We start from the raw sequence: 14840 nt of genomic DNA on the forward strand, positions 1-14840 counted from the left end.
TAAGCAATCGATCCGACTGACTTTTCAGATCGGACCGATTATCCATTTTGATCAAGTTAAAAAGTTAAATGTTCAATGCTTTAAGTTTTTTCAACCTCGATTTTTTCATTCAAAATTTTTTCTAGAAGTACATGCTGATCCACTGATTCACTCAATTTAGGATCACAAATTTTGAGTCTCCGTTTCAGCTCTTCCTGCAAATACAATTGATCCTCAAGTTCCAATTCAGTTTGACTAAGTTGCTGAGCAAAATGCCGAATCACATCTTCAAATCGTTGATTTTGCTTCAATATAACGTATGCATAACCCAATACAAGCCCTTTGAAAATTTCCTGATAAGGCTTGCCACGTTGAAAATTGTATGCCAATGAAGATAGTACCCGCTCACCAAAACCTAACTTACGATATGGGTCTCGTGCCACTCGATCACATGGGTCTTTATAAGCCGTCTCACAAGAGTCGATAAAACTCTTCGCCAACAATTCTAAATTTTCTTTTCGATGTGGTAGTAGATCCTTTAATCCAACTTTAACCTCATGGAGTACTGCCAACATAAATTTAGAAATTTGCTCATCAGACAGTGCAATCCCGATCGTTTCATATTGTCGAAAACTTGCAGCCCATGCTGTCATTGCATGCACACCATTCCACATGCGATTTTTGATTAACTGTATCTCTTCAATCTCTTCAACCAGAATCATTTGGCGCATTTTTGCCAATAAAGGACTGTTATTTTCCACATAAAGTGGCATATCTGTTTCGGCATGAAATAAGATCAATTCTAGATTTTGTAGAATATGCGCCGATTTGAATTTTTCGTATAGATCGTCAATATACTGAGTAGCCAATTGTTCTTGTTCAGCATTTAAACGCGTCCCTTCATCCACATCCGTCACGTCTAAATCATGCTCATCCTGCACATGTCTAAAAATATTGTATTTGATTTTTAACTGTCTAAATAGTTTTTGATCTGTAATTTTCGCTACCATTCGATTGACTACTGTATCGCAAAAATAGTGCTGCGACATGATGATATTGACTGTCTTCGCATCCGTAATTTCATGCAAAGCACTACAAATCTGTTGTTCAATTAATGATTTTGCGCCTACTTTGTTTAAAACAATTAAAACTGTTAGAGGATTCAACTGTTCTTCAAAATGGATATAACGCGCATACAACCCTTGAGCAATGGTTTTAGCCTCTTGCTCGATTGCCTTTTCAGGTAAACACAGTGCAATTAAACTTGATTCAATATACATGTGCTGCATCATTTCAATATTTGATGCATCTATGACGGTTATATTGTCTATTCGCTCGTCATGAGAGTGTTGCCCATAACGAATACTGTAACCACCAAAAGTATTCACACTATTTCTATAGAGTGAATTCCGCGTTGAAGCATAGATTTGTTTTGGTCGAGTATATCCATCCCAATGAGACAATACTTGGGCAATGTAGCCACCACCTATTGCCCCAAAACCATGTATCCCCACGACATGCTGATTTAAAGTCTGAGGAAAAGAGTCAAATAGAGCAGGCATTTTTAATTTTGGTGTAAATTGATTCAAATCTTCCAGAAAATCATGCATGCTTTCGTAAAAGAAATTCGCTTTTTCGAGCATGGTTGAATTAGGTTCTTTGATATCTTGAAGTAATACCGTTAATCCACCCGCTTCAAACGCCGACATCACTCCATTTTCTGAGTCTTCAAACATTAAACATAAAGTTGGATCAATGTTCAGTTGCTCAGCAGCTTTTAAGAAAATTTCTGGGTGTGGTTTTCCATTAGCAACCTCATCGCCGCATACGATAATGTCGAAAAACTTATATACATTGGCATTGATTAAATACTCTTCAGCTATTTCACGTCGACTCGAAGTTGCTACTGCCATTTTCAGATTGGACTTTCTTAAACGTTCAAGAACTTGCATGAGTCCAAATTTAATCGGCACTCCGTATTTTCTTACATGCTCAAGTTCTAGCTGATCTGCTCGCTTTCTAATTTCCGCATACGGTACTTCTTGACCATATTGCTGATTTGCCAGTTTTTCGGCACTACGAGCACTTAAACCCAAACAAGATAATAAATATGCGTCTGTAAATTCGACACCAATGAGTTCTAATGATGCTTGCTTCAAAGTTTGAAAACGAAGTCGCTCCGTATCAAACATTGTGCCATCCATATCAAAAATGGCGGCATGGATATTATTTTCATGAAATTTAATCATTTACCCCTCTCCAAAAAAAATCAAAATTACTAGACAAGTGTAAAGAATTTGACTGAATCGAATGAGCAGAATAAATATATGAAACAAAATTGAACGTTATTTAATCAATAATTTTATCTTTATGTATTGAGTTGTTGGAAACGGGTAAATATAATTTTCTATAAAGTAACAGAGCTAAAATTATTAGCCCTGTTTTTTAAATGATTTTTTTCAAACTTGATTGAGCGCCGCCAAGTAATCACGATGGACGTGACTCAATTCAATAATAGGATATTGTTCTAGTTCAAAAATTTTCCAAACTTCAATAAAGTCTTCTTTCAAATCAACTCCTTGATCTGCAATAGGTCTTTCTTGCCATTGCTGATCAGAAATCCACAAATAAGTCTTAGATGCTATTGGATCAATCGCTTGGATTTTTCCTTCAGTATTAATACCCTGCACATAGGCATTGTTAGGTAGAGCGGCCTCAATCATCGGTAAATTGATTTCCACAAAATGTTTCACCTGACGTAAACCATAACCTGCAAAAATGTCTTTTTGTGCTGAAGAGAGTTGCTGATACTTTTGATCAATATTGTCAATCATGGCTTGACCTAATCATTCCTGCAAAATATTTTTTAATTTGTATACAACTTAAATCCATCTATTAAAGTTATACCTTAAAAATCGTATTAAAAAAAATCAATTCGAAAAATTTAAGCTAAAGTTTAAGGGAAAATTATTTTTAAAAGCGCAGCTTTCAAAAGCTCAATCCCAACAATACATTATTTTTCAAATAATTTTATTCGCATTAAATTAACGCATTTTATTTATATCAATGGTTATTAGCTATTTTCTGGAGCATAAAACTGTAAATTTCATTCATTCTAGAGTGGCACATTCATTGCTTAACCAGTTTGAACTTAATCTGGGGAATGCACATGATCACATTTAAAAAAACTTTGCTTGTTGTCACGATAGCAACTTTCTTAACAGCCTGTGGTGACAATGAAAGTAGCACAAATAATTCTAACACGCCGCCTCCTGTCCCGTTTAATCCTGTAGAAGCAACCATTAGTGATTTGCATAACTCGATTTTAAGCAAAGGTTCATCTTGTGTTGATGTTGTGCAAGGTTATTTAAATCGTATATCAGCTTACGATCGACAAGGTCCTGAGCTCAATAGCATTATTTCTTTAAATCCAAATGCACTTAAAGAAGCAGAAATGCTCGACCAACAATTTGCAAAAAATTCAAAACTTTCAGGACCTCTTCACTGTGTCACTGTACTCGCTAAAGACAATATTGATGCTGTAGATATGGCGAACACAGCAGGTTCTGTAGCATTAAAAGATAATTTTCCAAATGATGATGCCTATATCATAAAAAATATCAAAGAAAATGGCGGAATCATTTTAGGAAAAGCCAATCTTGATGAGTTCGCTTTCGGCTTTGGCGGAAAATCAACTCTAGGTGATCAAACTAAAAATGTGTATGACTTAAGTAAAGGCTCAGGTGGTTCATCATCAGGAACTGGCGCTGCCATATCTGCAAGTTTTGCAATGGTGGGAATAGGAACTGATACGGGAGGGTCAATTCGTGTGCCTTCATCAGTACAGGGTCTTGTCGGTTTACGACCATCTTTACGTCTTTTGAGCCAAGATGGAATTATTCCACTGGCACCAACTCAAGATACTGCTGGACCAATGTGTAGACAAGCTATTGACTGTGCAAAATTAATGGATGCAATGATCGGATTCGATAGCTCATTAAGTTCAAATCAACGCAGTGAATTTGCGCGTACTTCTCCCCTTCTAAAATCAGAGTCTGCTTACCGCGAATTGATTAATCAACCGAATAGCTACGTTCCTCATGACACTGTAAGTCTTGTAGGAAAGCGTATTGGTATATTACAAGCACTTTACCCTTCCGAAGGTTCAACCACTCAACAGAAAGAAGACTACAATCTCGTTAAAGAAGCAATGGATAACGCAATTACTAAACTTGAAGAGGCTGGAGCAACTGTAGAAATAGTTACAATAAGCGATCTAAATACAATTTTGACACGTTATTCGAGTCTTTCAAGTGCTGAATTTAAAATATCACTTACAGAGTATTTAAAGACCACAAGAAGTATTTACCAATCGTATGAAGATTTACTCGCTAGTGGACTAATGATCCGTAACTTCAGCGGCTATAATTCTGATCCAACAAGTGCTTCATATATAGAGAATTATGAGCGCAACACCACTGAAAGAAGTCCATTCGTGCGCTTACGCATGAATAGTGCTTTAAATAATGTTGAACTAGATGGTACTCGTAAAGGCGTACAATACGACGCTTTAGCCTACCCTTCTATTACTGGGTTTGCTGGCAATTTAGGAAGTAGCCCGACCACAGGTACCAATAATCGCCTAAGTCCGTTTAGTGGTTTTCCTGCATTATCTATGCCTGCTAAATCAGTGAACTCAAGTCGCAGTAGTTATCCTATGAATGTTAACATCGAGTTTATTGCTCGTGAATTTGATGAGCCGACTTTATTTGAAATCGCAGTCGCATTCCAAAAAGTGAATCCCGCACGTATGATACCTATACACACACCAGCACTTTAAACAGATAACTTTATCATTCAGTACAGTATTAAGTATATTCAATATACTTAATACTGAGGATTAAGATTTTTGGGCTCTAGGGTGAGCTTTATCGTAGACTTGAGCCAAACGATCAAAGTCTAACTGAGTATAAATTTGTGTCGTAGATAGATTACTATGACCTAGCATTTCTTGAACTGCTCGTAAATCACCACTGTTTGAAAGCAGATGACTAGCAAAACAGTGTCGCAATAAGTGAGGATGTAAATCCACATTTACGCCCGCTCTCTGTGCTTGCAATTTGACTCGATTTTCAATCTGTCGATTGGTCAATCGATTCCCTTTTTTAGTAATAAAAACTGGGGAATCTAACTCAATTTCCCCACACCAGATACGATGGACTTTGAGCCATTCAATTAAACCTGTTTTCGCTTTCAAACCAAAAGGAACAACCCGAGTTTTATTTCCCTTACCCGTAATTCGAAGTAATTGTCGTGTAAAATCGATATCTCGAATATTCAATCCTTGTACTTCGGCTAATCGTAAACCACTTGAATAAAGCAGCTCCAAAATAGCTTTATCTCTTAACCACAAGAGATGATCTTGAGAGGATTCAGGTGCAGGTTGATCCAAAATTTGCTGAATCGTTTCGACATCAACCATACCCGGCAAAGGCCTTGGCTGTCTTTTTAACTTAAAATCATGAATGGGATTATTCGATAGATATTTCCCTTCCACAGCCCATTTCATGAATTGACGAATGGCTGTTAAATGACGTTGTAAGCTTGCACTATTGAGTTGATGTTGTTCAACCTTATAAGCCATATATTCTCGTAAATCAGATGCTTCAACCTGATTTAATTCAATTTTCTTTTCATAACAAAAGTCAATAAAACCAGACACATCACGGAAATACGCCTCAAGCGTATGCTCAGATTGATTTTGAATCTTTCTCTCTTTCAACCACATTGACAGCAATTGCATTGCGCCATATTGCATTTGGCTTTCTCTCTATTGAATCGATGTCTAATCATCAATACTCGTGGGCATTCCAACAAATCATAAAGTAAAAAGCCCTGAATTTCAGGGCTTTTTAGTCAGGAAATAAGTTTTATTGAAAATAACGTAGATCCAAACGACCTTCATAAACCGTTGCAGTTGGACCAGTCATCCAAACCACATCTCCCTCTTTCCATTCAATCAGCAATTTACCGCCGGCAAGTTCGATTTCCACATTGCTAGACAATAAACCACGGCGCATACCTGAGACAGCAGCAGCACATGCACCTGTACCACAAGCTAATGTTTCTCCCACACCACGTTCAAAAACTCGTAATCGAGCATGTTTTTCATCAACGATCTGCATAAATCCAGCATTTACACGCTCAGGAAAACGTTCGTGAGATTCCACTTGAGGGCCTATTTTAGCAACATCAGCAGTTAACACGTCTGGCACAATGGTCACTGCATGCGGATTTCCCATATTGACCACATCGATGCTGATCGTCTCATTATCCGCTAAAGCTAAATCATATAAAGCAGCAGGCGCTTCTGCTAAAAATGGGATTTGGTTCGGTAAGAACTTCGGATACCCCATGTTCACACGAACCCATCCATTCGCACCCAACTCAGGCTCGACAATCCCCGCCTTTGTTTGCACTTTGAATTTAGTTTTATTGGTTAAATGACGATCATGAACAAATTTGGCAAAACAACGAACCCCATTACCACATTGCTCAACTTCAGAACCATCCGCATTAAAAATGCGATATTTGAAATCCACATTCGGATGATCTGGTGTTTCAACTATTAATAACTGATCAAAACCGATGCCAAAATTACGGTCAGCCAAACGGCGAATCATGACAGGATCTAGATAAGCACGTTGGCTGATTAAATCAACCACCATGAAGTCATTACCCAGACCATGCATTTTAGTAAATTCTAGCAACATCTATTGTCTCCTTAAGGCAATAAGGACTCACGTTCCCACAGAGACTCAATCGTTTCACGTTGACGTATTAAGTGTGCTTGATCACCGTCAACCATCACCTCTGCTGCACGACCTCGGCTGTTGTAATTTGAACTCATCACAAAACCATAGGCACCTGCACCTAAAACGGCCAAATGATCGTTCGCTTGAATCGCAAGTTCACGCTCTTTACCGAGGAAGTCACCTGTTTCACAGATCGCACCAACCACATCCCAAACTTTTTTCTCAGTTTTCGAATTTTGATTAACCTCTTGGATATCCATCCAAGCTTCGTACAAAGAAGGACGAATCAAGTCATTCATTGCTGCATCAACAATTGCAAAATTGCGATGATTGGTTGGTTTTAAAAGATCAACTTTCGTCACCAATACGCCAGCATTCGCCGAAATACTACGCCCTGGCTCCATATACACTTTAAGGCCAAGTTTTTCTAATGCAGGACGTAAAGCATTTGCATATTCTTCAACTGTCGGTGGAACTTCATCTTTATAAGTCACACCAAGACCACCACCAATATCAATATGTTTGAGGTTGATCCCTAATTTTTTCAATGCTTCAATCATGTTCATGACACGATCAAGTGCATCAACAAAAGGTTGAGTTTCAGTCAATTGTGAACCAATATGACAATCAATTCCTACGATATCTAAGTGACTTAAACTTGCTGCATACTGATAAGTTTCATATACCGAATCAGAAGGAATACCAAATTTATTTTCTTTAAGACCAGTCGAGATATATGGATGTGTTTTGGCATCAACATCTGGATTTACCCGAAGTGAAATTGGAGCTTTTACATTAAGTTCTGCTGCAACTTTTTGAATACGGTCAAGCTCTGCATATGATTCCACATTAAAACAAGCAATACCCACTTCTAATGCTTGACGAATGTCAGCTTCAGACTTGCCCAAACCAGAGAAGACAATTTTAGAAGCGTCACCACCTGCGCGTAAAACACGTGCTAATTCACCTCCAGTCACGATATCAAAACCGCAACCAAGTTTCGCCAACACATTAAGAACTGCGATATTTGAGTTTGACTTCACTGCAAAACAAATTTGGTGATCGATAAAGTTAAAAGCACGATCCATATCCAAATAATGTTTTTCAAAAGTTGCTTTTGAATAAACATAAAGTGGTGTACCAAATTGCTGAGCAAGTTGATCCAATGAACATTGTTCTGCGTGCAAAACCCCTTGAATGCGAGGGAAACTCATGGATGTATCCTTTCTAAATTGCGCTGGAGAAAAAAAATAAATGAATATTAATCTTGAGTAGGTGCAGCATCTGCTTTAGGTTCAGCTTGATCCTGACTTGGGCGATCATTGTTTTTATAAATTAAATATTGTGCTCGCTTGTCATAGTTTGGATCACTGGGTAGTTGTAATGCACCAGTCTGACCACATCCAGCCAAGATTGAAACAACGGCTGCACTGATAACTCCGATCAAAATACGCATACCTACACCTATCAGTAAAATTTATAGAAGTATACCTTGATCATCTAATTCACCAAAGTATTTAACGCAACAGATTAATAACAGAAATAAAAAAACGCCAGTAATTACTGACGTTTCTTTTGACCTAAATTGCAAATCATTTATAAGTTTTTATTTTTTCTTATAAAAACCAAAATAACCAATGATCAGAATAACAAACCAAATCGGGCTCACCATCAATGCACGGCGAGTATCATCTTCTAAAGCCAATACTCCAATCATGCCAATAAAGAATATAGCAACAATCGCACATGTCACCAATCCACCTGGTAGTTTAAATTTCGATTTGGCATGAAGTTCTGGGCGTGTTTTGTAATACACCACATAACTCCAAATAATCATCAACCATACACAAATAAATAAAATGGTGGAAAGTGTTGTCGCTAAAGTAAATGCTTCCACCGTATTCGGTACGAAGTATTGCAGTGCTGCCCCTAGTAACAAACATACTGCTGAGAAATACAAGGCATTCGCTGGCACAGCTCGCTTATTCAGTCTTCCAAAAGCTTCAGGAGCTTGAGTCTCGCGCGACAAGCCAAACAGCATGCGGCTGGTTGAGAATACGCCACTGTTCATCGATGACATCACTGAAGACAATACAACCAAATTCATAATAATAGCAGCGGCTGCAATACCTGCTTGACTAAACAAGTTTACAAATGGGGAAATATTCGGATCAATCTTATTCCATGGTGTAACCGACATCACCACCAGCAACGACAAAACATAGAAAATAATGATTCGAATAGGAATCGAGTTGACAGCTTTCGGCAAGTTCGTTTCAGGATCTTTAGTTTCAGCTGCGGTTGTACCCACCAGTTCTACACCCACAAAAGCAAAAATTGCGATTTGGAAGCCTGCCAAGAAACCGATTGCACCTGTTGGGAAGATCCCGCCGTTTGACCAAATATTGCTAAATGCTGCGATTTCACCTGATGTAGAAGTGAAACCTGTAAATATCATCCAAAAGCCAACGCCAATTAAAACCACAATTGCGATAATCTTGATTAAAGCAAACCAGAATTCTAATTCACCAAACAGTTTCACTGTAACAAGATTCAATCCCATAATAAATACGATTGCAGCGATGCTAATCATTACCCCTTCTTCAGGGCTAAAAGGCATCCCATTATTGAAGAACTGAAGGTAATAAATGATCGCCGATAAATCTGCAATACCGATGGTGATCCAACACAGCCAGTAGGTCCAGCCCACAAAGTAACCTGCCCATGGTCCAATTAAATCCGTGGCGAAATCTATAAACGACTTATATTGCAAATTTGAAAGCAACAATTCGCCTAGTGCTCGCATCACTAAAAAAACCATGAAACCGATGATCATGTAAATTACAAGAATTGAAGGACCAGCTAGGCTAATTGTTTTCCCAGAGCCCATGAACAAACCTGTTCCAATTGCGCCTCCAATTGCAATTAACTGCAAATGTCGATTGGATAGACTTCGTTGTAATTCACCATTTTGCTGAGGCGAATTTATATTTTGATCTGACATTTTCAAATTCACCAAATATATTAATCGGCACAACTTAACTGAAAAAAATCAGATTTCAAAAAGAAAATTAGCACGATCAATATTTTCTAATTAGTTTAAAGTATTAATTCATTTTTCTTATATATCACCAGAATGATCAATTATTCATCATATTTATTTATCTTATTTTGAGTAAAATATTGAAAATCTTGTTGTTATATGTAAAAAATATAAGTGCAAAAAATAATCAAAAGGAATGATGTGTTTGATCGCACAAAAGTATGGCATATCCCTTGCTTGATCATGCATGTAAAAAACAATCAGGAAAATAAGAAGGTAATTTATGCAAGAAATACAATCAATCATGGAAACACTCAGCGGCTTAGTCTGGGGACCTTATATGCTGGTGCTGATTGTTGGGACAGGTGTTTTCTTAACATTCCGTCTACTTTTTTGGCAATTCAGGATGCTTCCATTAGCATTCAAACAAGTGTTTGGGAAACACCCCGATAAAAAAGACTCGGGAGATATCTCACAGTTTGCCTCACTCATGACTGCACTTTCAGCCACGATTGGTACAGGTAACATCGCAGGGGTAGCGACAGCTTGTGTGCTGGGTGGTCCAGGTGCTGTCTTCTGGATGTGGATGACTGCATTTTTCGGTATGGCAACCAAATACGGTGAAGGTGTTCTGGCAGTCAAATATCGTGTAAAAAATGAAAAAGGTGAAATGTCTGGTGGTCCAATGTACTACATTGAACGAGGACTTGGTGCAAAATGGAAGTGGCTCGCTGTCCTCTTCGCATTATTTGGTACATTGGCATCCTTTGGTATTGGTAGCTCAGTTCAATCAAACACAGTGGCATTAGCAGTAGAAAATAGTTTGGGTATAAGCACGCTCACCACTGCCATCATTATTACGATTTTATCTGCTTTGGTGATTTTAGGTGGCATCAAATCTATTTCGAAAGCATCCTCAATTATTGTTCCTGTCATGGCCCTGGGTTATATCATCGGCGGCTTAATTATTATTTTGAATAATTTAGAATTGGTATTACCAGCTCTTAAAATGATTATCACCTATGCTTTTACAGGCGAGGCAGCAGCAGGTGGAGCCATCGGTGCAGCGATTCGTTACGGTGTTGCCCGTGGTGTATTTTCAAACGAAGCTGGTATGGGCTCTGCTCCAATTGCAGCGGCAGCAGCTAAAACTGATCACCCTGCCCGTCAAGGCCTAGTTTCAATGACAGGTACATTCATTGATACGATTATTGTGTGCTCAATTACGGGTATTGTTCTTGTTATGGGTTTCATCATGGCAGGACAAACATTTGGTGATCAAACTGGGGCTGTTTTGACCATTAGTGTTTTTGACAAATTACTACCAGGATTTGGGGGCTGGGTTGTTACGTTCGGAATCATCTTTTTTGCTTATTCAACTATTTTAGGTTGGAGTTATTACGGTGAAAAATGTTGCACCTATTTACTGGGTGAAAAGTCAGTATTTATCTATCGTCTCATTTATATTGCTTCGGTATTTGTAGGCTGTCTCGTCACACTTGATTTAGTTTGGCTTTTCGCAGACACCTTCAATGGTTTAATGGCAGCACCAAACTTAATTGCCTTATTATTACTTTCTGGAGTCATTGCAAAAGAATCTAAAGACTTTATTGAACGTCGAAAATCTGGTGAGCTTTATTAAACAAATTAATAGAATTAAACCAATAAAAAAGCCTCATTGATGAGGCTTTTTTATCTTTTCACGAAAATTTCTGATCATTCAAATTTTGTTTTTCCTCTTGATCCTTTGCAATTTCTTCCGCAACCTCTAAGCTCAATACAAAAAATAGAACATGTTCAATTTTCATATTGCCTTGTTCATCTTCAAGATAATTTTTAACCAGCTGATACTGCTTATTTTGCTCATCAAAAGGAATATCTAGATATAGGTCACCCAGATAGCTATCAATTTCATCCTCACCTGACAAACCTAGACATGGCTCAAATTCAATTTCATGTTGTTCAAGCCATGTAATCACAAGATCTCGAATATTTTCTTCCTCATTCTGATCATCCGTGTAATTCTCAAAATGAATAAACAGCACATCACGCTGTATTTCACGTGCGATGGCATCAATATGTTGGGCGTACAAGCGCATATCAAATAACTCAGTCGATTCTTGATATGAGTATAAATTAATTCATGATCGCTTTAATTCAATATCTCGTTAAAGCACACGTCATGACTTGTCTTATTGTTTTTAAATTTGATCAATATTTTTTTGTTTTCGCGACCTTTACTCAGTATGCTCAGCATATAGAAAATCACAAAACCTATATCAAGTTATGGCTAAAGCAAAAAGTGTATATCGCTGTGAACAATGTGGCGCAGATCATCCTAAATGGGCAGGTCAATGCTCAGAATGCGGAGAATGGAACAGTTTAGTTGAAGTCACCATTGCCCCAGCGATTACGCATCGCGCAAATCCAAAAATTGCAGGCGGTTATGCTGGTCAAGCAGCATCAATCACTACTTTGAATCAAGTTTCAGTTTCTCACGAAACACGTTTAGCAACAGGGATTGGAGAATTTGATCGCGTTTTAGGCGGAGGGCTTGTTACTGGTTCAGTTGTACTGATCGGTGGTGACCCTGGTATTGGTAAATCAACAATTCTTTTGCAGACGGCAACCCATATGGCTGCTGCGAAAAGTTCCGCCCTATATGTCACTGGTGAGGAATCTTTATCTCAAGTTGCATTACGTGCCAATCGTTTGGATCTTCCAACTGATCAATTAAAAGTGATGGCTGAGACGTGCGTAGAGCGTATTTGCGAAGTATTAGCGCATGAACGACCTGCTGTCGCGATCTTAGACTCGATTCAAACTTTATACACTGAAACTTTACAGTCTGCGCCAGGCGGCGTTTCTCAAATTCGAGAATCTGCAGCCCTTCTGACACGTTTTGCGAAGAACAGCGGAACAGCTTTATTTATTGTGGGTCATGTGACCAAAGAAGGTGCTTTAGCTGGCCCTCGTGTTTTAGAACACATGGTCGATTGCGTACTTTATTTTGAAGGTCAATCTGATTCACGTTATCGAATGATTCGAGCTGTTAAAAATCGTTTTGGTGCAGTCAATGAACTCGGTGTTTTTGGGATGACTGATAAAGGGCTTAGAGAGGTTGCCAATCCCTCAGCCATCTTTCTTAGCCGATATGATGAAGCGATTCCTGGTTCTATCGTCATGATTAGTCGAGAAGGCACACGTCCACTCTTAGTTGAAGTGCAAGCCCTAGTAGATGACGCGCATGGTCAACCTCGCCGTGTTGCATTGGGTCTTGAGCAAAACCGTTTGAATATGCTACTCGCCGTCATGCACCGTCATGGTGGTGTTCAAACTTCTGGTCAAGACGTATATGTGAATGTTGTTGGTGGCTTAAAAATTACTGAAACAGGTTCAGATCTCGCCGTCTTATTGGCCTGTGCTTCAAGTTTGAGAGCAAAAGCACTCCCTCAGCAATTGGCTGTATTTGGCGAAGTGGGATTATCGGGAGAGATTCGTCCCGTACCTAACGGGCAGGAACGGTTGAAGGAAGCAATTAAGCACGGGTTTAAATATATTATAGTCCCTAGAGCGAATGCACCACAAAAGGATATTCCTGGTGTTCGCATTATCGCCGTTGCCCGTCTACATGAAGCTTTAACTGAAGCGATGAGCTTAGCGGATGAACATTAATTCAGCTGATCAATTTATTTAACTATACACTGTGTATGAATACTGAAAAAAATTGAGGTTTAAGTTGAAATTTAAGCCAAAAGACTGCATAAATACAGTGTGAAATTAACTTTTTAAAATAGGAATTTTAGATGGAAGTTCGACAGCGTAGTTTAGTTGCGGGTATTTTAATGGCGACACTCATGGTAGCGCCTTTTGCAGAAGCAAAACGTGCTGGTGGTGGTAAAAGCCATGGTATGAGCCGTTCTGCTGCTCCAACCCAATCATATCAGCAACCACGTCAAGCTACTCCTGCCCAACAACCTGCTGCTCCAGCGACTGCGCCTCAAAAGTCTGGTCCTGGTGTGGGTGGTATGGTCGCTGCTGGTGTTGCTGGTGCTGCAATTGGTGCAGTCGCAGCAAATGCTTTAGCAGATGATGATACTGTTCCAGCAAGTCAAGCAGAAGTTGCTGCACAACCTGAGGAAGATGGTGGTATCCCAAGTTGGGTATGGTTGTTGATTATTGCTGCTGCTGCGTTCTTCATCTTCCGTAAATTCGGAGCAAAAAAAAAATTAGCGGCTAACAACCCTTATGCACCAAACAGTTCAGGTCCACAATCTGCACCGTTTGGTCAAACTGCTGCACCTCGCCCTTCAGTGTCTAATGACAATACCAATATTTTTGGTCAATCTGTGGGCGGTGGCACAGCTGCATCTCAAGCGCCATTTGGTCAAGCACCACAAGCTCCTTTTGATGCAGCAACAATGTCTAGTGGAAGTCAGCTACCTGACGGAACTGAACCAGCTGCTTTCTTACGCATTGCACGCCAACGCTTCAACCATATTCAATCAATGAATACGGCAAGTAATATTGCTGAGATTCAACGTTATTTGACGCCTGATCTTTATCAATCGATGTATAACGATATCATGGCTAACCAAGATCAAGACGTAGCTGAGTTTTCAAATCTGAATGCTATGGTTGTTGATTCTGCAACTGAAAATGGTCAATACGTTGTTAGCGTTCGTTTCACGGGTACGGTAAGTGAAGACTTAAACAGCCTTCCACAACCGTTTGCTGAAGTCTGGCATTTCGTTAAACCAGCGGGTTCTAGTCAAGATTGGTTGGTTGCGGGTATTCAACAGGAAAGCTAATTTTATTCTTTTAAAAAGCCAGTGAACCACTGGCTTTTTTTGTTTCGTACACTGTTTAATCATTGTTGAATGAATTCAATTCTGCATGTATTAAAACCCTATCTCACCGTCACTTAGGAATGCATGACCGTATTTAAATCACTAAGTAGCAGATTTATTCAGATCTATTCAAAGGTTTGAAACAATATAGAA

General features: G+C 38.9%; 12 protein-coding genes. 4 read left to right on the forward strand and 8 right to left on the reverse strand.

Going from position 1 to position 14840, the window contains the following annotated elements; all coding sequences use genetic code 11:
• Positions 1-80 precede the first annotated feature (80 nt).
• Positions 81-2228 carry a bifunctional mannitol-1-phosphate dehydrogenase/phosphatase gene (mtlD, locus tag AC1M9N_RS03550; protein ID WP_481608287.1) on the reverse strand — a complete coding sequence of 716 codons (2148 nt, stop codon included), beginning with the start codon at positions 2226-2228 and terminating at the stop codon, positions 81-83.
• 210 nt (positions 2229-2438) lie between these two features.
• A complete protein-coding gene (locus AC1M9N_RS03555) occupies positions 2439-2813 on the reverse strand; it encodes a hypothetical protein (protein WP_481588525.1) in 375 nt (124 codons plus the stop codon).
• Positions 2814-3148: 335 nt separating this feature from the next.
• Between AC1M9N_RS03555 and AC1M9N_RS03560 the strand changes: the two genes are divergently transcribed.
• A complete protein-coding gene (locus AC1M9N_RS03560) occupies positions 3149-4819 on the forward strand; it encodes an amidase (RefSeq protein WP_481954279.1) in 1671 nt (556 codons plus the stop codon).
• 60 nt (positions 4820-4879) lie between these two features.
• On the opposite strand, the gene AC1M9N_RS03565 is transcribed toward AC1M9N_RS03560, so the two are convergent.
• From AC1M9N_RS03565 to AC1M9N_RS03585, 5 genes are all read right to left on the reverse strand, one after another.
• Positions 4880-5797, reverse strand: coding sequence for a tyrosine recombinase XerC (locus AC1M9N_RS03565; RefSeq protein ID WP_481611469.1), 918 nt, complete (start codon positions 5795-5797; stop codon positions 4880-4882).
• 112 nt (positions 5798-5909) lie between these two features.
• Complete coding sequence (gene dapF / locus AC1M9N_RS03570) at positions 5910-6752, reverse strand: diaminopimelate epimerase (RefSeq protein ID WP_035267038.1); 843 nt, start codon at positions 6750-6752, stop codon at positions 5910-5912.
• Positions 6753-6763: 11 nt separating this feature from the next.
• Positions 6764-8008: a diaminopimelate decarboxylase gene (lysA, locus tag AC1M9N_RS03575; protein ID WP_481591278.1), complete on the reverse strand. Its 1245-nt coding sequence runs from the start codon at positions 8006-8008 to the stop codon at positions 6764-6766.
• A gap of 47 nt (positions 8009-8055) precedes the next feature.
• A complete protein-coding gene (lptM, locus tag AC1M9N_RS03580) occupies positions 8056-8250 on the reverse strand; it encodes an LPS translocon maturation chaperone LptM (protein ID WP_092765967.1) in 195 nt (64 codons plus the stop codon).
• Positions 8251-8400: 150 nt separating this feature from the next.
• Entirely contained in the window at positions 8401-9798 is a 1398-nt protein-coding gene (locus AC1M9N_RS03585) for an amino acid permease (RefSeq protein WP_481595626.1), read from the reverse strand.
• A 322-nt stretch (positions 9799-10120) separates the two neighbouring features.
• Here AC1M9N_RS03585 and AC1M9N_RS03590 point away from each other — a divergent pair, with 322 nt between their 5' ends.
• Complete coding sequence (locus AC1M9N_RS03590; RefSeq protein WP_481613688.1) at positions 10121-11479, forward strand: alanine/glycine:cation symporter family protein; 1359 nt, start codon at positions 10121-10123, stop codon at positions 11477-11479.
• Between the two features lie 58 nt (positions 11480-11537).
• Here the strand turns inward: AC1M9N_RS03590 and AC1M9N_RS03595 are convergent, their stop codons facing one another.
• Positions 11538-11936 (reverse strand): hypothetical protein, encoded by a 399-nt coding sequence (locus AC1M9N_RS03595; protein WP_481613687.1) that lies wholly within the window; start codon positions 11934-11936, stop codon positions 11538-11540.
• 187 nt (positions 11937-12123) lie between these two features.
• Here AC1M9N_RS03595 and radA point away from each other — a divergent pair, with 187 nt between their 5' ends.
• Positions 12124-13512: a DNA repair protein RadA gene (radA, locus tag AC1M9N_RS03600; protein ID WP_035267023.1), complete on the forward strand. Its 1389-nt coding sequence runs from the start codon at positions 12124-12126 to the stop codon at positions 13510-13512.
• A gap of 131 nt (positions 13513-13643) precedes the next feature.
• A complete protein-coding gene (locus AC1M9N_RS03605) occupies positions 13644-14648 on the forward strand; it encodes a Tim44 domain-containing protein (protein WP_481954280.1) in 1005 nt (334 codons plus the stop codon).
• Positions 14649-14840: the final 192 nt, after the last annotated feature.

This window comes from Acinetobacter sp. ANC_7655, assembly GCF_056784015.1.